Source organism: Burkholderia sp. 22313, assembly GCF_052045245.1.
Lineage (GTDB): Bacteria > Pseudomonadota > Gammaproteobacteria > Burkholderiales > Burkholderiaceae > Burkholderia.
On the sequence record NZ_JBQEON010000019.1, the window covers coordinates 99,303 to 121,602 of the forward strand.

A 22,300-nucleotide genomic window follows, 5' to 3' on the forward strand; every position below is an offset into this window, starting at 1 on the left:
CCGTATCGGCTCACCCGACTGCTCCCGGAAAGGCTCACTCCGGGCTCCCGAAAAATCTCACCTTCGACGTGTTTTCGCTGCTGCAGCCGCGAATCGCGGGAATCGGCACGCTCGAATGCGCGGCCGGAACCGCCGATACACGATGGTCGTCGACGCCGTGCAACGCGCCCGCCGCGGATGCTGCGACGCGACGCGTTCGCCTTTTACCCATGAGTCACAGCGCGTTGTTTCGCTGTGTGTATTCCGTATGCGTATGCGTAGTCGCATTCGCCTGGCTCAGATGATTCGCATCCCAAAATACAACCAAGCCGCTCAACCACGGATGCGCGCTGCCTGCATTGCGCGTTGCATACGAAACGCGCACGACAGGGCCACACGTTCGAGCCTGCTCCCCGGCGCGATTACGGCTGGAGCTTCATCCGGAACCCCACCACGCCGGGCTCCTCCGTCGTCGACACCGCGAAGCCGCACGACTTCGCCAGCGAGATCATCGCCGTGTTCTCGCGCAGCGCTTCGCCGATCATCCATGCGGTGCCGCGCGAGCGCGCGTAGTCGATGATGCGGGTCATCATCAGCCGCCCGAGCCCCTTGCCCTTCTGGTCCGGCCGCACCGCAATCGCGAACTCCGCCATCTCGTTGTCGGGATCGGCGACCGCGCGCGCCACCGCGAGCGTGTGCGACCGGCCCGACACGTCGGTAAACGACACGATGAAGGCCATCTCGCGGTCGTAGTCGATCTGCGTCATGCGTGCCACTTGCGAATGGTCGAAGCTGCGCACCGCGCCGAAGAAGCGCATCCGCAGATCGTCCGGCGTCATCGCACGCAGCAGCTCGTTGTGCGCTTCCTCGTCTTCCGGGCGAATCGGGCGGATCGTCACGGTTTCGCCGCGCCATTCGAGCGTCTCTTCGAGATGACGCGGATACGGCATGATCGCGAGCCGGCTGCGCCCGGCCGCCAGCGTGACGCGCGGCGCGACGACATACGCACGATCGGACAGCACCCGCAGCGTGACCGACATCGCGACCACTTCGCGCACGTCGCAGACGACTTGCGACAGCGCCGTCAGCGCATCGAGCGTGGGTTCGACGGGCGCGCGGCGCGCGTACGGCGAACGTGCCATCACCGCGCGGGCGAGCACCGTGTTGAGCGGCGGCAACCCGTACACGACGAACGGCGCCGATACGCCGTCTGCCGGCGGCACCGCATAGCGGAACACCGGACCGAAGTTCGAATCGTCGTACATGTCGACCGTGACGTCGACGACCCTGGCGCCCGCCGGCACGTCGGCCGGCTCGCCGTGCAACCCGAAGTGGGACAGCCAGCGCAGCGCCGCTTCGCCGGTCAGTTCGTGCTCGCCCGCCTCGACCATTCGACGCGCGTCGGCCTGCGCCGACGCGACGCACTCGGCCGGCTGCGGCGGCGTGCCCTCGGGCGTCTGCATCAGCAACTGCCGCCCGAGGTTGTAGTCGACGAGCCGCGCATAGGCGCGCGCGAGCCGCTGCGGGGTGGTGTGCACCGGGATGCCGTTGGCGTGCAGGGCGTCGCGCGTCGCCGCGTCGACCGCGCCGAAGAAGCACGCGAGGATGCCGCGATACGCGTACTGCCGCGCTTCGATCAAGGTGCGTGCGACGGCATCGGCCGGCGCGCTGTGGGACGTCGAATGCACGACGAACAGCGTGCCCGTTTGCGGAAACGGCGCGAGCGCCTTGATGGCGGCGCCGAAATGCTCGGGGCGAGCGTCGTCGCCCAATGTCAGCGGATTGCCTGGTTCGGCGAGATGCGGCAGCGCAGCCGCTACCGCCGACGTGGCCGCTGCCGGCCACTCGGCGAGCACGTCACGCACCTCCGCGACCGCATCGACCGCGAGTTTCGCGACGCCTGCGTCGCTCGTCACGAGCGTCGCCGCGCCGCGCGCGGCGACGCGCCCGACGCCGAGCGTCTCGATCTCGTCGAGCAGATCGTCGAGGGCATCGACGCGCACCATCCCCGCGCGCTGGAAGGCCGCCGTGTACAGCGCATCGCCGGGATCCGCGCGCCCGGTACGCAGCGCGAGCACCGGCTTGTTGCGCGCCGCCGCGCGGGCCGCCGACATGAACTTGCGCGCCGCGCATACGGTGTCGAGTTCGAGCAGGATCGCGCGCGTGCCGGGATCGCTCGCCAGGTAGTCGAGCACGTCGCCCGCATCGACGTCGGCCTCGCTGCCGAGTGCGACGACATGCGAAAAGCCGAGGCCGCGTGCATCTGCCCAGCCCAATACCGCGTTCGTCAGCGCATTCGATTGCGACACCCATGCGACGCCACCCGATCGCGCCGTATAGGCCGGCGCGCCGAAATGCGCATGCCGTGCGGGTGACAGCACGCCGAGACTGCCCGGCCCGACGATACGGAGCACGAACGGCTTCGCGGCCTTGAGCGTGCGATCGAGCGCGGCGCGATCGGCGTCGGTGCGTGCCTCGCCGACGATCACCGCGACGCGTGTGCCGAGCTCGCCGAGCTTGCGCACGATGCCGGCCCACGTGGCAGGCGGCGTGCAGATCACGGCGACCGACGGCGGCGCGGGAAGCCGGTCGACATCGGCCACGACCGTGTGACCGTTCAACTCGCGATACTTCGGATTGACCGGCCACACGGGCCCGTCGAATGCGCCGCCGAGCACGCGCGCCCACACCATCGCACCGATACTGCCCGCGCGCGACGATGCACCGACGACGGCAACGGACCTGGGCTGGAACAACGCATCGAGATGGCGGACGGTCACATCGGCTCCATACGGTAACGAAAGACGACCCGACCGGCACACCGGCCAGATGGCCGCGCGCCGGCCGACGCGAACTCCAAGCATAGGCGAACCGCATGCGGCTGCCTATATGCCGAACGGCCGACTGTACGACGCGCATCAACGCCCGCACCATGGCCCGGTAACCAACACCTTCGCACCACATATCGGGCGAAGACAACGCGATGCGGACCCTCCGGCCGCCCCGTCAAAGGTGAGGATTTACAGGAGCCATGGTGAGCACATTCGGGAATTGCCCGGCGCGCGGGCCCAATGCGCGAAAGGTGATGGCGGCCGGCAGCCCGTCGGCACCGCGAGGATGGCCAACGCCGATGCGGGCATGCCGCGTCATTACAGGGTTGTTTACCACAATTCGCCGCGATATCCGGTCGAATCGCGGTGAATTCGCAAATCGATATCCGTTAATCGTGCGGCATTGCCAATCAATTTGCGATTCCGAATCGCGCGGCGGCAGCCCGAAAAGAAAACGGTGCGACGGCCGCGTGGCCGCTCGCACCGTCAGTCAGCGCACGAAAGGTGAGGATTTTCGGGAGTCAGTCCTTGATCAGGAATCGCGTGCGATTCTTGCCGAGCCATGCCGGCGCACGCCCGCGGCCGCTCCACGTTTCGCTCGTCTTCGGGTTCAGGTACTTCGGCGGCAACGGACGCTTCGGCTTCGCGGCAGCGGCGCTGCCCATCGGACGGAAACCGAGCTCTTCCGCCGTAATGTCGAATTCCTCGATTTTCTCCCGAATCGCGGCAATCGCATCGGCAATCGCCTTTTCGCGTTCCTTGTCGATCTTTTGCTGAAGTCGTTCGAGCTGCGCTGTCAGTTGCCTGTAGGTCGCCATATGGATGGGACTCCGTGAGTGTTATTCATGAAAAATAGCCGACTCCAAGCGAATAGAAAAGCACTTCACCCGACTGTGGTCTCCTCAGCCGGTCATGTCGGGATCAATAACCGCTTTTCTTCTTGCATGCGAAGAGAAGATTTCGCACGGCGTCATCAGTCGATTGCTGCAGGACGTCGAATTCTCCGTTGCAGATGGCTCGGGCGTTGTCCGTGCAATTGCTCCAGTCGCTGCCGGTGCACTGCACCTGCGTAGTCGGACGCCCATCCGAAGTGAACAGCGGCGCCCCGCCGCCGCACCCGCCGAGCCCCGCAACCAGGGCCAACAATCCGGCCCGACGCCAATGCGTTCGAGGCCACCGACAGACCGACGCAAGCATGTGTTTCATTGTTCTTTCCGTCAACCAATTTTTTAATGTCGCGAGTATGCCATGCACGGCCTTCACCTGTTCAGTCCGGCGCCCGGTTGGGGCGGCCGCGCGTCTTGTATGGCAAGGCCTGGTGCGGATCGTCGGTGATGCGAACGAACACCTGCTCGACGTCGGGAAGCGCACCGAGTTCGCGCGCCAGCGCCTGCCGGTCGAATGCCGGATCGGCACAGCCTTCGACATAAATGAAGCGCCGCTGCACGGTGATCCACAGGCTCGTGCCCTGCAGACGGTCGGTGCCCGCGAAATGCGCTTTCGCCGCCGCGGCGATCGGCTCGTCGTACAGATAGGAATTCGGTTTCGTGCAGCGATGCGCGAGCCAGCAGGAGGTGCCGCGCTCGGCGCGGTAATGCGCGTCGTCCGTCATTTCGGCGCGCGTCATCCACGGGCCAAGCGGCAGCGGGCATTCGGCGAAGTCCTGCGACAACGCGACGAATGGATCGTTGTACCAGTTGCGCCGCACCGCAGGCGCGCCGGCGTCGTCGCCCTGCGCGAATGCCGACGTCGCCAGCAGTACGGCCAGCCATCCGGCAATGCCGATTCGTTTCATCGTTGTCTCCTGTCGGGCTCTTCATCGGTGCCGTTCTTCATGTCCGCGCGCGTCGGCCGCCGCGCGCGACCGGTCGATCCCGAGCGCCGTCATCTTCTTGTAGAGCGTCGCCCGACCGATGCCGATGCGCGCGGCCGCTTCCACCACCTTCCCGTCGCAGGCCGCGAGCGCGTCGACCAGGAACTGGCGTTCCCACGCGGCCAATGCATCGGTATACGAAACGACCGGCGCACCGGGTGCACCCTGCGCGTCGCCCGCGTCGCCCGTGTAGCGGCCAACCGCCGACGGAGCCGCCCGCGTGCCCACCGGCACGCTGTCGGGCGCGACCCGCACCGGCCCGAGGAACGTCGCGAGCGTCCCCGCATCGATCACCGAGCGATCCGACAGCATCAGCGCACGCTCGAGCGTGTTGCGCAACTCGCGCACGTTGCCCGGCCACGGGTATGCGCACAGCATCCGCAGCGCATCGTCGGTCAGCTCGCAGTGCGCGGCGCGACCGTGCTGCGCGGCCAGTTCCTCGAGCGTCGCGTACACCAGCGCCGCGATGTCGGATGCACGCTCGCGCAGCGGTGGCGCATGGATCGTCAGCACATTGAGCCGGTAATAGAGATCCGCGCGAAAGCGGCCGGCCTCGACCAGCGCCGGCAGATCGGCCGACGTCGCCGCGATGATCCGCACATCCGCGCGCACGATCCGGTTCGAGCCGACCGGTTCGAACTCCTTGTCCTGCAGCACGCGCAGCAGCTTGCCCTGCAGCGGCAGCGGCATGTCGCCGATCTCGTCGAGAAACAGCGTGCCGCGATCGGCCAGCTCGAACTTGCCGACACGCCCCTTGCGGTCGGCACCGGTATACGCGCCCGGCGCCGCACCGAAGAATTCGGTTTCGAGCAGCGTGTCGGGAATCGCCGCGACGTTGACAGTCACGAGCGGCTGCAGCGCGCGCGCCGACGCCGCGTGGATCGCATGCGCGAGCAGCTCCTTGCCGGTGCCCGTTTCGCCGAGCAGCAGCACCGGCGAATCGACCTGCGCGGCACGGCGCGCCTGCCGTTTGGTTTCGAGGCTCGCGGCGCTCGTGCCGACAAAGCTCGCAAACGTGTATTTCGCGCGGCGCGCCTGTGCGAGCGAACGCTGCGTCGCGATCAGTTGCTGCTGGAGCTGCGCGTAGCGGGAAAAGATCGGCGTGAGCGTCTTCAACTGGTCGAACAGCGCGAAGCCGATCGCGCCGACCGTCTCGCCCGCCTCGTTCTTCAACGGCAGACGCGTGACGACGAGCGGCTCGCGGCCCGTCTCCATGATGTCGAGCAGGATGGGCTGCCCATTCGACACGACCTCGCGCATCAGGCTGTTCGGAATCACGGCCTCGCAGTCGAGCCCGATCGCCTGCTGCGGATCGGCGAATCCGAAGCGCGCCGCATAGCGCTCGTTCATCCACACGACGCGCGCGTCGCGATCGACGACCACCGTACCCGCGCTCGAATCCTCGAACGTACGAAACAGCGACTCGGCGGCGCGCCGCAACACGTCGCCGTAATTGACGGGCAGGCGGGCCCAGTCGTTCATCATCGTGTCGTCGTCTCCGCGTATGCTTGGCCGGATGTCTCCAGAACGGGACGAAGTATCTCACTTCGGAGACACGCCGGAATGCCTTGTCCGGGAAAGCCCTGCCCGATTTCATGGGCTGTCCTGACGGCCGATTCGTCTCCGAATGGAGACGATTTATGTAGAATCGTCAGACATTGGCCGGCGCAGGCCCGCCGGCCGGCGTCGGATCCATGTCCGGCGGCGCAATCCGGCCGATGGCACGAAACCTGCACGAACCTGAGCCGGTCCGCGGCGCGTCCCGCGATCGAACAACAACCAAAGCCATTCAAAGCCATTAGGAGACTCCCTTGTCTTTCGTGATCGTCCTCGCCGCGCTGGCGTTCCTGATGTTTGCCGCGTATCGCGGCTACAGCGTGATCCTGTTCGCGCCGATCGCCGCGCTCGGCGCGGTCCTGCTGACCGAGCCCGCCGCCGTCGCACCGGTGTTCTCCGGCATCTTCATGGAGAAGATGGTCGGCTTCGTCAAACTCTATTTCCCGGTATTCATGCTCGGCGCCGTGTTCGGCAAGGTGATCGAACTGTCCGGGTTCTCCGAATCGATCGTCCATGCCGCGATCCGCTATATCGGCCGCTCGCGCGCGAATGCGGTGATCGTCGCGGTGTGCGCACTGCTCACCTATGGCGGCGTGTCGCTGTTCGTCGTGGTGTTCGCGGTGTATCCGTTCGCGGCCGAACTCTATCGCCAGAGCAACATTCCGAAACGGCTGATGCCCGGCGCGATCGCGCTCGGCGCGTTCTCGTTCACGATGGACTCGCTGCCCGGCACGCCGCAGATCCAGAACATCATCCCGACCACGTTCTTCAAGACGACCGCCTGGGCCGCGCCCGCGCTCGGCACGATCGGCTCGCTGTTCATCATCGTCGTCGGCCTCACCTATCTGGAATGGCGCCGCCGTTCGGCCATGGCAAAGGGCGAAGGCTATGGCACGTCGCTCGTCAACGAGCCGGAGCGCGTCGAGGCGACGTCGCTGCCGCATCCCGCGCTTGCGATGCTGCCATTGATCCTCGTCGGCGGGTCGAACTTCGCGTTCACGAAGCTGATTCCGCAGTGGTACGGCGCCGCATCGTATACGGTCGCGCCGGACGTGCTGCCTGGCGTGCATGCGCCGATCACGACATCGATCAAGACAGTCGTCGCGATCTGGTCGGTCGAGGCCGCGCTGCTGCTCGGCGTCGTGCTGGTGGTGCTGACCGCATTCAAGCGCGTCAGCGACCATTTCGCGGCCGGCTCGAAGGCCGCCGTCGGCGGTGCGCTGCTCGCCGCGATGAACACCGCGTCGGAATACGGCTTCGGCGGCGTGATCGCCGCGCTGCCCGGCTTCCTCGTGGTCGGCGATGCGCTGAAGAACATTCCGAACCCGCTCGTCAACGCCGCCGTGTCGGTCAGCTCGCTCGCCGGCATCACCGGTTCCGCATCGGGCGGCATGAGCATCGCGCTCGCCGCGATGTCGGACCTGTTCATCAAGGGTGCGCAGGCGGCCAACATTCCGCTTGAAGTGCTGCATCGGGTCGTCGCGATGGCCAGCGGTGGCATGGACACGCTGCCGCACAACGGCGCGGTCATCACGCTGCTCGCGGTCACGGGCCTCACGCACCGCGAGTCGTATCGCGACATCTTCGCGGTCACCGTGATCAAGACGCTCGCGGTGTTCTTCGTGATCGCCGTGTACTACACCACGGGCCTCGTGTAAGCCTGCGCATCGGGCGGCACACCGAGCGCCGCCCGACCTTGCCGGTCGCATCGACGCGGCCGACGCTTCGTCCCTCACGCCTTCCGCTGTTCGTCACGCCGGTTCGACAGGCCAGGCATCGCCGCAAGGCGACAGCGTCAATGCAGACCTGGGCAGATCGCCGGAATTCATCCCCGCCGGATTGCCCTCCCTCCCCGACCGACCGGAACCGCTCGGCGCGACACCGCCGCACGCGGCCCGGATTACCCGGCATCCGTCACGGCCCGCCACGCCCCGCCCTCTGGCCCCACCCCCGTCCATTGTTGCCGGCAGCAGAACACTGCGTTGGGAGCGATCGCATTTTTCCCGCGCGCGGCCGCGCCTACACTGTTTTCCACCGCGGCCGCTTCGCCGAATGAAGGCCGGCCGCCCAGTCGGAAACCTGGAGACTCCCATCATGAAGCGCCTGATTCATGCCGTTGCCATTGCCCTTGCCGTATCTGCGCCGCTGGCCGCGCACGCGCAGTCGAACCCGCCGCTCACGCGCGCGCAAGTCCACGCCGAAGTGAAAGCGCTCAAGCAGGCCGGCTTCCAGCCGAGCGACTGGTTCTATCCAGCCAGCATCGAGTCCGCCGAAGCGAAGATCGCCCGCGAGCAGGGTGCCGGGTATGGCGGCAATCGCGGTGGATCGTCGGAGTCGAGCCAGTAATCGCGGCATGCGCTCCCCCGGCTTCCTCGCCCATCCGCACGCGCCCCCTCACATCATCACGCCTTCATCGGCTGATTCGGTTTCACGCATGCCGCTGCCTGCGGATCCGCGGCAGGCAGCTTCGCGCACACCCCGTCGACCTGCTTCACGACAGACCTGACCGACGCATCGTGCGCGCCGCCGCGGATTCTGTTCCGGCGTAAGCCCGAGATGGCCGACCACCTCACCGTCGAACTCGGCGACGAGGCTCAAACCCCGTTCGCGTCTGCCGTCGATGCGTTGCGCCCATTTTTCGAACGACGGGAACGGCGCCTGCAGCGTGTTCGCATAGACGGCCGGGGCCGCGGCGATCTGCCGATCGCGTCGATATCTTTCGTCTCGCTGTGTCGAATCGTGATGTTGGCCATGAGGGTCCCGGATCGAAGCCGCACGCGACAGCCCCGGATCGGGCTTCGATGTCGTGCCGGTAAGCCTTCGAGACTCTCCGATTGCACGCATTCGTCATAGGGTTGTGAAACGGGCCAACCATCCGACGGATGGCTGGCGCAGCCCCCATTGCGCGCGCACGAAAATGCTCCGTGTCGCGGCCCGTTCGCGTTAAACTGCGTCAAGCTGCATTCAACAATGACATCTTCGCCAACCCGGCACCCACGAAACGAGGATAGGTTCGATGCGCACTACCGGCTCATCCGGGGCAATGACCCTGCTCACCGAACACGATCCGGCCGACGGCCGCGAACTGCGCTCGCTCCGGCTCGAATCGACCGGCGACGGCAAGAGCGTGCTGCTGATCGAGATCGACGAACGCAAGCCCGGCATTCACCGCGAGGTCCGCTACGAGATCACGCCGGCCGAACTGATCGCGGCGATCCGCTCGCACGGCGCCGAGCTGCCCGGCGAAAACCACGGCGCGGCATCGCTCGCCCGCACCCCGTCCTGATGTCAACCAGTGAGCCGCGCGCAACGCACCGGCTCACCGATCCGCCTGCATCTCCCTGCCGCCGTCAGGCGCTTTTCGTCATTCCCCGCCGCCCGGTTGAAAATGGCCGATAATCGGCCCATCTGCGCATTCCCACCACGCGCTTCCTTTTCGGCCAGCCGTCATGCTCCGTGACCTCGTCGCCCAATACGGGCCGCTTCTCGTCTTCGCCAACGTGCTCGCGGCGGCCATCGGCCTGCCGGTGCCGGCCATGCCGACGCTCGTGCTGTTCGGCGCGATGGCCGCGATGCATCCGGCGATGATCGGCTCGCAGCTCCTGACGGTGCTGGCGATGTCGGTGTTCGGCGCGCTGATCGGCGACACCGCGTGGTACCTCGCCGGGCGGCGCTACGGCGGCACGACGCTGAAGACGATCTGCCGGCTGTCGCTGTCGCGCGATACCTGCGTGAAGAAGACCGAACGATTCTTCGGCCGCTACGGCGTGCGCGTGCTCGCGGTAGCACGCTTCATTCCCGGGCTGTCGCTGGTCTCGGTGCCGATGGCGGGCGCGCTCGGCACGCGCTATCGCACCTTCGCCGGCTACGATGCGCTGGGCGCCGCGCTGTGGACGATCGTCGGGCTCGTCGCCGGGCTCGTGTTCTACAAGCAGATCGACTGGCTGTTCGCCGGCGCGAGCCGGCTCGGCCGCGCGGTGCTGCTGGTGATCGTCGCGCTGCTGGCCGTCTATGCGGCCGTGCGCTGGATGCGCCGCCGTGCACTGATCCGCCAGCTCGCGACCGCGCGGATCGGCGTCGACGAGCTCGAACTGCGGCTGCGCGACGCGTCCGCGCCGGTGGTGCTCGACGTGCGCTCGCCGGAGCACCGCAAGCTCGATCCGTTCACGATTCCCGGTGCGCAGTTCGCGGACGAACGGCACATCGAGGACATCGTCGCGCGCTACCCGTTCACGCAGAAGTTCGTCGTGTACTGTTCGTGCCCGAATGAAGTGACGGCCGCACTGATGGCCAAGCGCCTGCTCGACGCAGGCTTCACCGATGCGCTGCCGCTGCGCGGTGGCCTCGACGCGTGGCGCGACACCGGCCGCCAGCTCACGTCGCTGGTGGATGACACCCCGGCCGCAAACGATCCGGTGGCGGAGTTGCACAAGCCGGCCTGAGCACTCGGGCGACAGGCCGGCCGCGCGAAACGGAAAAACCCGCGGGGGACGCGGCGTCCCCCGTCGATCAGAACGCGTGCAGCGGCACGTTCACGACCAGGCGATACTCCTTGTTGGTCGCGTCCGAGTAGTGAGCGGAACCGGTGTGCCACATCGCGATGAACGTGACCTTCGTGTCCTTCAGCTTGCCGCTCTGGAACGTGTACGACGGGATGAAGCCGAACTCGTGGTGACGGCCCTGCACCGGCGCGCCGTTGCTCCAGTAGATGCTCGACTTGCTCGGGTCGTTCGCGGCCCCAGCGCTGGCGTCCGCGCCCCAGCCCGTCACGCCCCAGACCATCGCCTTGAAGCCCGGCAGGCCCGCTTCCTTGCCGTAGAACGTATAACGCAGCTGCAGCGATTTTTCGTGCGGCGCGTTGTAGTCGACGTCCATCGAGTTCGCCAGGAAGATGCCGTTCGTTTCGTTCAGGTAGTCGAAGAACTGGTCGCCGAGGATCTGCTGGTAGCCGAGCAACAGCTCGTGCGGACCGTGCTGCGCGGCCAGCGACAGGCTGTACGCGTTGTTGTCGATCTTGCCCTGCAGCGCGTCGCCCGTATCGTGCGTCGAGTAAACGTTACCAAAGCCGGTCCACTTGATCGACTTCGCATCGCCGATGCTGTGCTTCACCGACGCGTAGTACTGGTGCCACACGTCGTCGGCCTGGTTCGCGTACAGCGCGACTTCGCCGTTCGGCGCATAGTCCCACGTGCCGCCAACGTAGGTCAGGCGGTTGATGCGCGTGCCGCCGTATTGCGTCGTGAGGTTCGTGAGCGTCGTATGGCCGCGCGCGTCGTTCTTCGTGAAGCTGCCGGCTTCGAGCATCACGTTCTTGAATTCGTTGCTGACGATCGTCGCACCGAGGAACGTCGGCGGCAGCGCACGGTTGTCGTGCTGCTCCATGAACGGGTTGTCGACGGCCTGCAGACCGTACTTGACCACCGTGTTCGAAATCCGTGCCTTCACGTCGTAGACGCCCGGATAGGCCCACGCGAGCTGATTCGAACCGCCGCCGCCCTTCGCGATGTGCACCATGCTGCCTGCGCCCGCGCCGCCGTCGAGCTTCAGCGCCGCATACAGCGACGCGTCGAAACCGATACCGATCAGGCCGGTCGTGAAGCCCGACTCGAAGTTCGCCATCGCGCCCTGGACCCACGCGTGACGATGCGGTCCGCCCTTGTTGTCGAGCGTGTCCGCATAGTTGCGGAACAGGAAGTTCAGATGGCTGTCGGCGATGAAGCCGTTCGACTTCGACTGTGCCGACGGCTCGTCCGGCGGCGTGACGGCCTGCTGCGCCTCGGCGTTGACAATGGCGTTCGGGGTCATTGCCTGCGCAACCGACGTGACCGCCCCCGCTGACGGCGCGGCCTGCGCGACCGTCAGCGGTGCGGGAGCTGCGTCGTCGGCGTGCGCGACGCCGGTCAGCGATACGCCGGCGAGCGCCGGGAGGCCCCATGCAAGCAGCATTCTCGATGCCGTCCCGATCGTCTTTTGCTTTTTCATCGTCATTCTCGTCTTGTGTTGATGTCGTCCACGCCAGTTGCGATCCGCTTCCGGCCCCCCGGCGAGCCCGGTTAAGGACGCGCCTTTTCCCGCGGCGCGAAGATCGTTCGCGCCGCACCCTACCCTGTTGACCTGCCTGGTTATGTTTGCTGCGTCACTTCACGCCGCCACATCCGCCACACCCGCCCGGATGCACGCGACCCGCGCCGCCGAGCCGTGCCGCACTTCCGGCAGCGGCACGTCCCGCGCGCACGCGTCGATCGCGACCGGACAGCGCGTGCGGAACGCGCAGCCGGACGGCGGGTTGAGCGGCGACGGCATCTCGCCCGCCAGCAGCATCGGACGGCGAGCACGCTCGCGCGCCGGCTCCGGCGTCGGCGCCGCATCGAGCAGCGCCTTCGTGTACGGGTGCTGCGGCACGCCGTACACGTCATGCCGCGTGCCGAACTCCATCACGCGGCCGAGATACATCACGAGCACGCGCTGGCTGATGGCCTTCACCACCGCCAGGTCGTGCGCGACGAACAGATAGGACAACGACAGTTCGCGTTGCAGATCGCGCAGCAGGTTCACGATCTGCGCCTGGATCGACACGTCGAGTGCCGACACGGGTTCGTCGCAGATCACGAGCTTCGGCTCGCCGATCAGCGCACGCGCGATGCCGACGCGCTGGCACTGCCCGCCGGAGAATTCATGCGGGTAGCGCAGCAGGTGATGCGCGTTCAGGCCGACGCGCTCGAGCATCGCGATCACGCGGCGCCGCACTTCGGTGCGGCCGAGGCCCGCGTGGTGCGTGACGAGCGGCTCCGCGACGACCTGTTCGATCGTCATGCGCGGATCGAGCGACGCGAGCGGATCCTGGAAGATCATCTGCACTTCGCGGCGCATCGCGGTGCCGCGCAGGTGATCGGGCGCGACGGCCTGGCCGCGCCAGCGCACCGTGCCGGCCGTCATCGGCACGAGGCCGATCAGCGCACGCGCGAGTGTCGACTTCCCGCAGCCCGACTCGCCGACGAGTCCGACCGTCTCGCCGCGCTTCACGTCGAACGACACGCCGTCGACCGCGCGCAGCGTGCCCTTCGGCGACCACGGATAGCCGCCGAGCGGCACCCGGAAATGCACCTTCAGATCCTCGACGGACAGCAACGTATCGCCCGTCGTGCCCGTCTCGCCGGCATGGCGGCGTTCATCGACGCTCATCGCAGACCTCCCGTCAGATCGGCCAGCGGCCGGTGGCACGCGCGCACCGCGCCCACCGCGCCCACCGCGCCATAGGTTTCGAGCGCGGGGCGTGCGTCACCGCAGCGCGCCTGCGCATACGTGCAGCGTTTCGCGAACGCGCAGCCGGCCGGCGCGGTGCCGGGCATCGGCGGATTGCCGGGAATCGCGACGAGCGGCGCGTCGTCCGCGTCGGTCAGGCGCGGCAGCGCGTTGAGCAGGCCGATCGTGTACGGATGCGACGGCGCCGCGAAGATCGACTCGGCCGGTGCGTATTCGACGGTGCGGCCGGCATACATGACCATCACGTCGTCCGCGAGCCCGGCGACCACGCCCATGTCGTGCGTGATCAGCACGATCGCGGTGCCGCGCTCGCGGTTCAGCTCGCGCAGCAGGTCGATGATCTGCGCCTGCACGGTCACGTCGAGCGCGGTGGTCGGCTCGTCGGCGATCAGGATTTCCGGCTCGGACAGCAAGGCCATCGCGATCATCACGCGCTGGCGCATGCCGCCGGAGAACTCGTGCGGATACATGCGGATGCGGCGCGCCGCGTCGGGGATCCGCACGGATTCGAGCGCCTCGATCGCGCGCTTCGTCGCCTCCTTGCGCGACAGCTTGCGATGCAGCTGCAGCGTTTCGGTCATCTGCCGCTCGATCGTCAGGAACGGATTGAGCGACGTCATCGGATCCTGGAAGATCATCGCGATCCGGTCGCCGCGCACCGCGTTCAGTGCGCGCGTATCCATCTCGAGCAGGTTGTCGCCGCGATAGCGTGCGGTGCCGGTCGTCGCGCCGTTGCCGGCCAGCAGGCCGAGCAGCGCCATGACCGTCTGGCTCTTGCCCGAGCCCGATTCGCCGACGATGCCGAGCGTCTTGCCGGCTTCGAGCGAGAACGACACGCCGCTGACGGCATCGATCGGCGGCGCGTCCTTGCGCGAGAAGCGCACGCCGAGGTTTTCCACTTCTAGCAGGGCAGCCATCTTCAGCGATCCTTCGGGTCGAGCGCGTCACGCAGGCCGTCGCCAACGAAGTTCACGCAGTAGAGCGTCACGCACAGCATGACGGCCGGTGCCAGCAGCAGCCACGGCATCGATTCCAGTTTCTGCGCGCCGTCCTGGATCAGCACGCCCCAGCTCGTCATCGGCTCCTGCACGCCGAGGCCGAGGAACGACAGCACCGATTCGGTCAGCACGATGTTCGGCACCGACACGGTTGCGTACACCACGACCACGCCGAGCAGGTTCGGCACGACGTGGCGCAGCACGATCGACGCCGGCGACACGCCGATCGCGCGCGCCGCGTCGACGAACTCGCGATTGCGCAGCGACAGCGTCTGGCCGCGCACGACGCGCGCCATGTCGATCCACGAGAACGCGCTGATGGTCAGCACGACCAGCATGAACGAGCGGCCGAACAGGGTCATCATCAGGATCGCGATCAGCAGGTACGGGATCGCGTACATCATGTCGACGACGCGCATCATCGCGGAATCGACACGGCCGCCCGCGAAGCCGGCGGTCGCACCCCACGCGACGCCGAACAGGCCGGACACCAGCGTGCCGAGCAGGCCGACCTCGATCGACACGCGCCCGCCGATCAGCGTGCGCACGAGCAGGTCGCGGCCGAGTTCGTCGGTGCCGAACCAGTGCTGGTTCGCGAGCGTCGGCGGCAGGCTGATCGAGCCCCAGTCGCTCGCGGCGGGATCGGCCGCGAGCAGCCACGGGCCGACGAAACACGCGAGCGTGATCAGCGCGAGCAGCACGAGGCTGAACACCGCCGCACGGTTGTGAAGGAAGCGCGCGAACGCGAGCTCGAGCGGCGAGCGCGAACGCGGCGGCGAGTCGGTCTGCACGGGCAGACTGACGACGGGAGTAGTCGGAGTCATCGCGGTGCCTCGCTCAATAACGGATGCGCGGATCGAGCCACGCGTACGCGAGGTCGACCAGCAGGTTGAACAGCACGGCACAGACGGTCGTCAGCACGACGAGGCCGAGCACCAGCGTGTAGTCGCGGTTGATTGCGCCGTTCACGACGAGCTGCCCGAGCCCCGGCAGCGCGAACACCGATTCGGTGACGACGGCCGCCGTGATCGACGAGATGCAGACCGTGCCGAACAGCGACACGACCGGCATCAGCGCGGGCTTGAGCGCGTGACGCAGCACGATCGTCGAACCCGGCAGGCCCTTCGCGCGCGCGGTGCGGATGTAGTTGCTCGACAGCGTCTCGATCATCGAGCCGCGCATCACGCGTGCGAGCAGCGACACGTTGATGAGGGTCAGCAGCACGATCGGCAGCAGCCGGTACCGCCAGCCGCCATCGCCCCAGCCGCCGGCCGGCAGCCAGCCGTTGCCGGCCGACGTCTTCAGCAGGATCGCGAAGATCCAGACCAGCACCGGGCCGAGCACGAACGGCGGCACGACGTTGCCGAAGTTGCCGATCAGCATCACGAAGCGGTCGATCAGGCTGTCGCGGCGCACGGCCGCGACGGTGCCGAGCAGCACGCCGAACCCGATCGAGATCGGGATCGACACGCCGCCCACGCCGAGACTCACGGGCAGCGCCTTCTTCACGAGATCGTTCACCGACCAGTCGACGTAGCGGAACGACGGGCCGAGATCGCCGTGCAGCAGCGAACCGAGATACAGCAGGTACTGCTTCCACAGCGGCTCGTCGAGGTGGTACTTCGCGTTCAGGTTCGCGAGCGTCGCCGCGGACAGCTGCTTCTCCGTATCGAACGGACCGCCGGGCGTGAAATGCAGCAGCAGGTAGCAGACGGTGATGACGGCGAGAATCGTCGGCACCGCCCACAACGTGCGTCTCAGTGCGTAGGCCAGCATGATCGCTCCGCTCAGTGCTTGATCAGGTACATGTCCTGCGAAGCACGCATGTCGATCACGTTCTTCAGCGAATAGCCGCCCACGTAGGGCTTCACGAGACGGTCGGCCGAGTACTGGAACAGCGGCACCATCGGCGTGTCGTTCATCGCCATGTCGTGCGCCTGCGTGAGCAGCGCGGCGCGCGCCTTGTCGTCGAGCTTCTGGTTGCCGTCTTCGACGAGCGTGTCCATCTGCTTGTTGCAGTAGCCGACGGTGTTCTGCGAGCTGCCGCAGCGGATCAGGTCGAAGAAGGTCATCGCGTCGTTGTAGTCGGCGAACCAGCCGTCGCGCGCGATCTGCACCTTGCCGTCATGCCGCTCCTTCATCAGCACCTTGAACTCGACGTTCTCGAGCCTGGTGTTGATGCCGAGCTTCGTGCGCCACTCCGATGCGGTGAACAGGGCGACCTTCTTGTGCAGGTCGTTGGTGTTGTACGTGAGCGTGAACGACAGCGGCTTCGCGTCCGAGTAGCCGGCCTGCTTCAGCAGGTCCTTCGCGGTCGCGACGCGCTTGGCCATCGGCCACGACGCCCATTCCGGCGTGAACGGCTGCACGCCCTTCGTGCCGTTCGGCATCAGCCCGTACATCGGCTTCTCGCCGGCCTGCGTGAGCTTCGACGTCAGCACGTCGCGATCGATCACCATCGACAGCGCCTGGCGCACGCGCTTGTCCTTCAGCGCCGCGTCGCTGTTGTTCAGGTAGTAGTAGTAGGTCGCGAGCTGCAGGCCCGGGCGCAGTTCGCCGCCGAACTGCTTGCTGACCTGCTGGAAGATGCCCGACGGGATCGAGTAGCTGTAGTCGATCTGGCCGGCCTGGTACATGCGCATCGCCGTTTCATCGCTTTCGATCGGCAGGTACGTGACCTTGTTGATCACGACCTTCGACGCGTTCCAGTACTTCGCGTCCTTGGTCGCGACGATGCGGTTGTTCGGCTGCCAGTCGGCGAGCTGGTACGCGCCGTTGCTGACGATGTTGCCGGGGCGCGTCCATGCGTCGCCGAACTTCGCGACGGTGTCCTTGTTCACCGGTGCGAGCGGCGCCATCGCGGTCAGCTCGGGGAAGAACGCGACCGGCACGTCGGTCGTCACTTCCAGCGTGTACGGGTCGACCGCGCGCACGGCGAGCGTCGACGGTGCGGCCTTGCCGGCGATGATGTCCTTCGAGTTCTTGATGAACTCGACGAGGATCGTGTACTTCGAGCCCGTCTTCGGATCGACGAGGCGCTGCCACGAATAAACGAAATCGGCGGCCGTCACCGGCTGGCCGTTGCTCCACTTCGCGTCGTGGCGCAGCTTGAAGATCCACGTCTGCGGCGCCTTGCGCTCCCACGACAGTGCGACGCCCGGCACGACCTGGCCGGCCGCGTCGATGCGGGCGAGCCCTTCGAACAGGTCGAGGCCGATCGTGTTGCCGGTCCACGATTCGATGTGCGCCGGATCGAGCGACTCGACTTCGGCGGGCACCTGGCGCGTCAGGTCCTGCTGAGGAGCGAGCGCGACGTTCGACGGAACGTTCACGGCGTGAGCGGCGGGCGTCAGGGCGAGCGCGGCCAGCACGGCCGACATGGCATGCAAGGATTTCATCGTGGCAGTCTTGAGAAGGTTGTTCGGTGTGCGTCGCGCGGCGAATGCCGCGGCTTACGCGTGAGACGCTGACGGGTACAGCGATTGAGGAGGCCCGTGATTCTCGTATTGCATCTTAGTATTCCTTACGTTCATTTCGACAGGCATCCCGTCGAAGAAACGAAGGAATACCCGTGCGTTAGAACAGTCGCGGCGTACCGACCCAGACCACCACCGACTCGATCTTCGCGGTGTTGACCCAGCTGTGCGGGACCGTCGACTGATAGTGCGAACTGTCGCCGGCCTGCAGGACGAACGTCTTGCCTTCCAGCGTCAGCGACACTTCCCCTTCAATCACGTACAGGAATTCCTCTCCTGCATGTGTCGTCACCTCCGACCGCTTCTGCCCCGGCGGCATCCGCACGAGGATCGCCTCGAGCTGACGCCCTTCGGTCACGTTCGTCAGCCTCGCGAACAGGTTCGCCGAATCGGCGAATCCGAAGAAGCGCAACTGCTCGCCCCTGCAGACCGAGCGTTCCTCGCTCGGCGTATCCACGAAGTACTGCACCGTCACACCGAGCGCCTGTGCGATACCGGCCAGCGACGTCAACGACGGCGACGCGAGCCCGCGCTCGACTTGAGACAGAAACGGCTTCGAAATCCCCGCGGCGGTAGCGGTGTCGTCGAGCGTGCGCTTCAGTCGTTGGCGCAACGCGCGAATCTTGCTGCCGAGTGCGACAGCGTCTGCCGATCGCGAGTTTTCAGTGGGGGGAACCATAGCAGGCCGAAAAGTGGTCGTCAAAAAATGTTTGATGGAAAGTAACTAAGTTAATTCGAGATAGCTTAATCTTCGGGTTCGCACACGTCTTCGGTGTTGAGCCCGGTGCACTAAACAGGGCCCGAAGCGAGCGAAACGACGCGCTATCTTGCCAGACTCGCCGGCTTCACAGGCAAGCTGCAAGCGGCTCTCCGGGAATCTGCGGAGAACGGGCGCAAAGCTTACAAATAAATGATGAGACAAATGTTCCTGAAAGCTGCTGCCATATCGGGAGTTTCCCTGAGTGGCGCGGACCTGACGCACCGGACCGGCAAACGTTACCATTCGCGCGCCGGTCGGGGCCGCGCCCCGCCTCGCCAGGCGGAGTCCGACCCCGGCCCGGGCTAACCCGCCCGACCGCTCCATCGCCGACGCAAAGCCTACCCGGCCATCGTGCTCCGGCGCCAGTTCGACCCCCAAAAGGCGACGCGCGATCCGCGCCGTCCGTTTCAGACGAGATTGATGATGCACGCACCTGTTTCACAAACCCGATCGTTTACGACGGTCTTCCTCATCGAAATGTGGGAGCGCTTCGGCTACTACGGCATGGCCGCGCTCCTGGTCCTCTTCATGGTCGACCGGCTCGGTTTCACCGATAGCCATGCGAACCTGACCTGGGGCGCGTTTACCGCGCTCGTCTACGCGTCGCCGTCGATCGGCGGCTGGATCGGCGACAAGGTGCTCGGCGCCCGTCGCACGATGATCATCGGCGCGGCCGTGCTGTGCGCCGGCTACGTGATGCTGGCGGTCCCGAACGACGCGCTCGCATACATGTATGCGTCGCTCGGCGTGATCGTCGTCGGCAACGGCCTGTTCAAGGCCAACGCGGCGAACCTCGTGCGCCGCATCTACGAAGGCGACGATGCGCGCATCGACAGCGCATTCACGATCTACTACATGGCGGTCAACATCGGCTCGACCGTGTCGATGCTCGCGACGCCGTGGATCAAGGATCACTGGGGCTGGCACACCGCATTCGCGGTCTGCGCCGCCGGCATGCTGCTCGCGATCCTGAACTTCATGCTGATGCACCGCACGCTCGCGCACATCGGCTCGCAGCCCGACGACCAGCCGATCCGCTGGAAGCGCCTCGGCGGCGTGGTGGCAGGCGGTGTCGCGCTCGCGCTGATCACGCTGTACGTGCTGCAGCACAAGCAGCTCGCGGTCGCGAGCGTGTGGACGGCAGCGTTCGCGATCCTCGCGATCTTCGCGTACATGATCGCGAAGTCGGAGCGTTCGGAGCGCGCGGGCCTGATCGCGGCGCTCGTGCTGATCGGCCAGGTGATTCTGTTCTTCATCTTCTACGTGCAGATGTCGACGTCGTTGACGCTGTTCGCACTGCGCAACGTCGATCCGCGCTTCATCCTGTTCGGCACGACGCTGTTCACGTGGAGCGCCGCGCAGTTCCAGGCACTGAACCCGATCTGGATCATGATGCTGAGCCCGGTGCTCGTGTGGATCTACAACGCGTTCTCGAAGAGCGGCCGTGACCTGCCGGTCGCCGCGAAGTACGCGTTCGGCTTCGGCGCGGTGGCCGCCGGCTACCTGGTGTTCACGATCAGCGGCCGCTACGCGGTGGACGGCCGCGTGTCGTCGTGGTTCATGGTGTGGGGCTACGGCCTCTACTCGCTCGGCGAACTGCTGGTGAGCGGCCTCGGCCTCGCGATGATCGCCCGCTACGTGCCGGCGCGCATGAGCGGCTTCATGATGGGTGCGTATTTCGTCGCGACGGGTGTGTCGCAGTATCTCGGCAGCGTCGTCGCGAACTTCGCGCAGATGCCGTCGCACGACCTGCCGGCCACCGAATCGCTGCCGCTGTACCTGTCGCTGTTCGAGAAGCTCGGCTGGCTCGCCGCGATCGGCATGCTGCTCGCGCTGCTGCTGCTGCCGATGATGAACCGCCTGTCGCGCCAGCATCAGCGTTGCGCGGAAGCGCGCCGCGAGGAAGAAGCCGGTCAGGCGCCGGCACTGGCCTCGGCACAGTAAGTACTATCCCTCGGCGTGCGGCCTGCACGCCACATTCTCCCGCCGGCGCGGCCAGCACGTCCTACACTGGTTGCAACGGCGCATCCGCTTCGACGCGATGCGCACTGGCGGGAGACGCTCATGAAAAGCAAAACGACTCGGCTCTTGAGGATACTGTCGGACATCCGGCACGCGCAGCGCTGCACCGCATTGCGCGCCGCCCGGGCCGCGGCCGAAGCCGACGCGGTGCTCGCGCAGCAGGACGATCCGAAGTCCGACGAACCCGACGACGCCGAATCCGACGACGCGACCACCGCCCCCCGCTCCCGTATCGGCTCACCTCACTGACCGCATCGACGCCGCGCGGCACCGTGCGTGCCGCTCGTCTGCCTTTCCGCCTTTCCGCCTTTCCGCCTTTCCGCCTTTCCGCCTTTCCCGCTTTCCCGCTTTCCCGCGCCGCTCACGCAGCCGTGCCGCGCCAGCGCGCGAACCACGTTCCCGAACCCGCCACGGCCATCATCAGCCCGACCGCGCATGCGTCGGCCGCGAGGCCCACGCCGATGTGCCGCAGCTCGGCACCGTTCGCGACCGGATGCAGCAGCGAATCGATGACGAGCGAGATCGCCGCGCCGGCGACGAAGCAGATCAACCCGCGCCGGCCGACCGCGACGACGGGCTGCACGGCCCGCGCGATGCGCGCGATCCAGCCGTGGCGCACGCAGTCGGCCATCAGCCATGCCACCGCCGCGAAGCTCACGATGCGCGGCAGCGCCAGATCGCGCTTGAGCAGGCCTTCGGGCACCGGCAGCCCCGAGAACAGCTTGTAGCTCGCGCAGCCGAGCACGATCGCGCACGCGACGCCGGTCGCCGCGGCGCTCCAGCGCCCGAGCGCGATGTGCCGGTAAAAAGGCTGGCACCGCGCGAGCACGCCGGCGACGAACATCAGCTGCCACGCGAACGGATTGAAACTCCAGCGGAACGAATCGGTGTCGAGCAATTCGGGGCCGAGCCAGCCGGCCGCGAGCCACGACGCCGCGCTGAACGCGACGAGCAGCCACGGATGGCGGCGCGCGAACGGCACGATCACCGGCGACGCGAGCGCGAACAGCACATACATCGGCAGCACCGATGCGAGGTACGGCTGGCGCTGGAAGGTGAGCAGTTCGGCAAGGCCGGTGAGCGGCGAGGCGAGCATCACGCTGACGTCGTCGAGCGCGAGGTTCGGCGCGTCGATTCCGTAATGGTCGAGCACGACGGATACGACCAGCATCAGCGTCGACGTCGCGAGGAACGCGCGATAGATCTGCATCGCGCGGCGCACGAACCGCCGCTGCGCGGCGCGCGTGCCGTGACGGTCGGCGATTGCGCCATACGCGCTCGCGGTCGCGAAGCCGCCGAGGAACACGAACACCTCGGCCGCGTCGCACAGCGCGAATGCGTGAAGCGTCACGCGCGACAGCACGCTCGCGCCGATGTGATCGACGACGATCATCAGCAACACGATTCCGCGGAAGAAATCGACTTCGATCAGGCGGCCGCCGCGCGCCGGCGGGACCGTGACAGGCGACGGCGCGCTCATCGACATGGCCGCACCTGCGCGACGTCGGTGCGGCGCGCACCGGGGGAAGATTCGGAAAGGA

At 66.7% G+C, this 22,300-nt stretch carries 19 protein-coding genes and 1 pseudogene; 6 read left to right on the top strand and 14 right to left on the bottom strand.

The window, feature by feature from the left end; translation table 11 throughout:
• Positions 1-401: 401 nt before the first annotated feature.
• From ACTJKF_RS17460 to ACTJKF_RS17480, 5 genes are all read right to left on the bottom strand, one after another.
• Positions 402-2,759 (bottom strand): GNAT family N-acetyltransferase, encoded by a 2,358-nt coding sequence (locus ACTJKF_RS17460; protein WP_440624747.1) that lies wholly within the window; start codon positions 2,757-2,759, stop codon positions 402-404.
• A gap of 572 nt (positions 2,760-3,331) precedes the next feature.
• The gene (locus tag ACTJKF_RS17465) at positions 3,332-3,628 is read right to left on the bottom strand and encodes an H-NS histone family protein (RefSeq protein ID WP_440624748.1); all 297 of its coding nucleotides are present in this window, start codon (positions 3,626-3,628) and stop codon (positions 3,332-3,334) included.
• A 103-nt stretch (positions 3,629-3,731) separates the two neighbouring features.
• The gene (locus ACTJKF_RS17470) at positions 3,732-4,016 is read right to left on the bottom strand and encodes a hypothetical protein (RefSeq protein ID WP_260432353.1); all 285 of its coding nucleotides are present in this window, start codon (positions 4,014-4,016) and stop codon (positions 3,732-3,734) included.
• Between the two features lie 61 nt (positions 4,017-4,077).
• On the bottom strand, positions 4,078-4,605 hold the full coding sequence (locus tag ACTJKF_RS17475; protein ID WP_440624749.1) for a BON domain-containing protein: 528 nt from the start codon (positions 4,603-4,605) through the stop codon (positions 4,078-4,080).
• A 21-nt stretch (positions 4,606-4,626) separates the two neighbouring features.
• Positions 4,627-6,168 carry a sigma-54 interaction domain-containing protein gene (locus ACTJKF_RS17480; RefSeq protein ID WP_440624750.1) on the bottom strand — a complete coding sequence of 514 codons (1,542 nt, stop codon included), beginning with the start codon at positions 6,166-6,168 and terminating at the stop codon, positions 4,627-4,629.
• A 326-nt stretch (positions 6,169-6,494) separates the two neighbouring features.
• On the opposite strand from ACTJKF_RS17480, the gene ACTJKF_RS17485 reads away from it, so the two are divergent.
• Positions 6,495-7,898, top strand: coding sequence for a GntP family permease (locus tag ACTJKF_RS17485; protein WP_440624751.1), 1,404 nt, complete (start codon positions 6,495-6,497; stop codon positions 7,896-7,898).
• 436 nt (positions 7,899-8,334) lie between these two features.
• Positions 8,335-8,586: a DUF4148 domain-containing protein gene (locus ACTJKF_RS17490; RefSeq protein ID WP_440624752.1), complete on the top strand. Its 252-nt coding sequence runs from the start codon at positions 8,335-8,337 to the stop codon at positions 8,584-8,586.
• Positions 8,587-8,760: 174 nt separating this feature from the next.
• Here ACTJKF_RS17490 and ACTJKF_RS17495 read toward each other — a convergent pair.
• A pseudogene (locus ACTJKF_RS17495) lies at positions 8,761-8,993 on the bottom strand (GNAT family N-acetyltransferase); the annotation flags it as partial.
• Between the two features lie 263 nt (positions 8,994-9,256).
• Between ACTJKF_RS17495 and ACTJKF_RS17500 the strand changes: the two are divergent.
• Together ACTJKF_RS17500 and ACTJKF_RS17505 are read left to right on the top strand one after the other, a co-directional pair.
• Positions 9,257-9,526 (top strand): hypothetical protein, encoded by a 270-nt coding sequence (locus ACTJKF_RS17500; protein ID WP_040138862.1) that lies wholly within the window; start codon positions 9,257-9,259, stop codon positions 9,524-9,526.
• A 163-nt stretch (positions 9,527-9,689) separates the two neighbouring features.
• The gene (locus ACTJKF_RS17505; protein ID WP_440624753.1) at positions 9,690-10,682 is read left to right on the top strand and encodes a DedA family protein/thiosulfate sulfurtransferase GlpE; all 993 of its coding nucleotides are present in this window, start codon (positions 9,690-9,692) and stop codon (positions 10,680-10,682) included.
• 67 nt (positions 10,683-10,749) lie between these two features.
• Here the strand turns inward: ACTJKF_RS17505 and ACTJKF_RS17510 are convergent, their stop codons facing one another.
• The 7 genes from ACTJKF_RS17510 to ACTJKF_RS17540 form a co-directional block, all read right to left on the bottom strand.
• Positions 10,750-12,222, bottom strand: a complete 1,473-nt coding sequence (locus ACTJKF_RS17510; protein WP_440624754.1) for an OprD family porin — start codon at positions 12,220-12,222, stop codon at positions 10,750-10,752.
• A 159-nt stretch (positions 12,223-12,381) separates the two neighbouring features.
• The gene (locus tag ACTJKF_RS17515; protein ID WP_440624755.1) at positions 12,382-13,422 is read right to left on the bottom strand and encodes an ABC transporter ATP-binding protein; all 1,041 of its coding nucleotides are present in this window, start codon (positions 13,420-13,422) and stop codon (positions 12,382-12,384) included.
• Positions 13,419-14,420: an ABC transporter ATP-binding protein gene (locus ACTJKF_RS17520; protein WP_440624756.1), complete on the bottom strand. Its 1,002-nt coding sequence runs from the start codon at positions 14,418-14,420 to the stop codon at positions 13,419-13,421. Before ACTJKF_RS17520 ends, ACTJKF_RS17515 begins: the two co-directional genes overlap by 4 nt.
• Positions 14,421-14,422: 2 nt before the next feature.
• A complete protein-coding gene (locus ACTJKF_RS17525; RefSeq protein WP_440624757.1) occupies positions 14,423-15,325 on the bottom strand; it encodes an ABC transporter permease in 903 nt (300 codons plus the stop codon).
• Positions 15,326-15,338: 13 nt separating this feature from the next.
• The gene (locus ACTJKF_RS17530; RefSeq protein ID WP_440624758.1) at positions 15,339-16,277 is read right to left on the bottom strand and encodes an ABC transporter permease subunit; all 939 of its coding nucleotides are present in this window, start codon (positions 16,275-16,277) and stop codon (positions 15,339-15,341) included.
• Positions 16,278-16,288: 11 nt separating this feature from the next.
• Positions 16,289-17,899 carry a peptide ABC transporter substrate-binding protein gene (locus tag ACTJKF_RS17535; protein ID WP_440624759.1) on the bottom strand — a complete coding sequence of 537 codons (1,611 nt, stop codon included), beginning with the start codon at positions 17,897-17,899 and terminating at the stop codon, positions 16,289-16,291.
• 178 nt (positions 17,900-18,077) lie between these two features.
• Positions 18,078-18,656, bottom strand: coding sequence for a cupin domain-containing protein (locus ACTJKF_RS17540; RefSeq protein WP_124498687.1), 579 nt, complete (start codon positions 18,654-18,656; stop codon positions 18,078-18,080).
• A 501-nt stretch (positions 18,657-19,157) separates the two neighbouring features.
• Between ACTJKF_RS17540 and ACTJKF_RS17545 the strand changes: the two genes are divergently transcribed.
• Both ACTJKF_RS17545 and ACTJKF_RS17550 read left to right on the top strand, forming a co-directional pair.
• On the top strand, positions 19,158-20,681 hold the full coding sequence (locus ACTJKF_RS17545; protein ID WP_440624760.1) for a peptide MFS transporter: 1,524 nt from the start codon (positions 19,158-19,160) through the stop codon (positions 20,679-20,681).
• Positions 20,682-20,801: 120 nt separating this feature from the next.
• Entirely contained in the window at positions 20,802-21,008 is a 207-nt protein-coding gene (locus ACTJKF_RS17550; protein WP_440624761.1) for a hypothetical protein, read from the top strand.
• 112 nt (positions 21,009-21,120) lie between these two features.
• On the opposite strand, the gene ACTJKF_RS17555 is transcribed toward ACTJKF_RS17550, so the two are convergent.
• Positions 21,121-22,245: an OpgC domain-containing protein gene (locus tag ACTJKF_RS17555; RefSeq protein ID WP_440624762.1), complete on the bottom strand. Its 1,125-nt coding sequence runs from the start codon at positions 22,243-22,245 to the stop codon at positions 21,121-21,123.
• Positions 22,246-22,300: the final 55 nt, after the last annotated feature.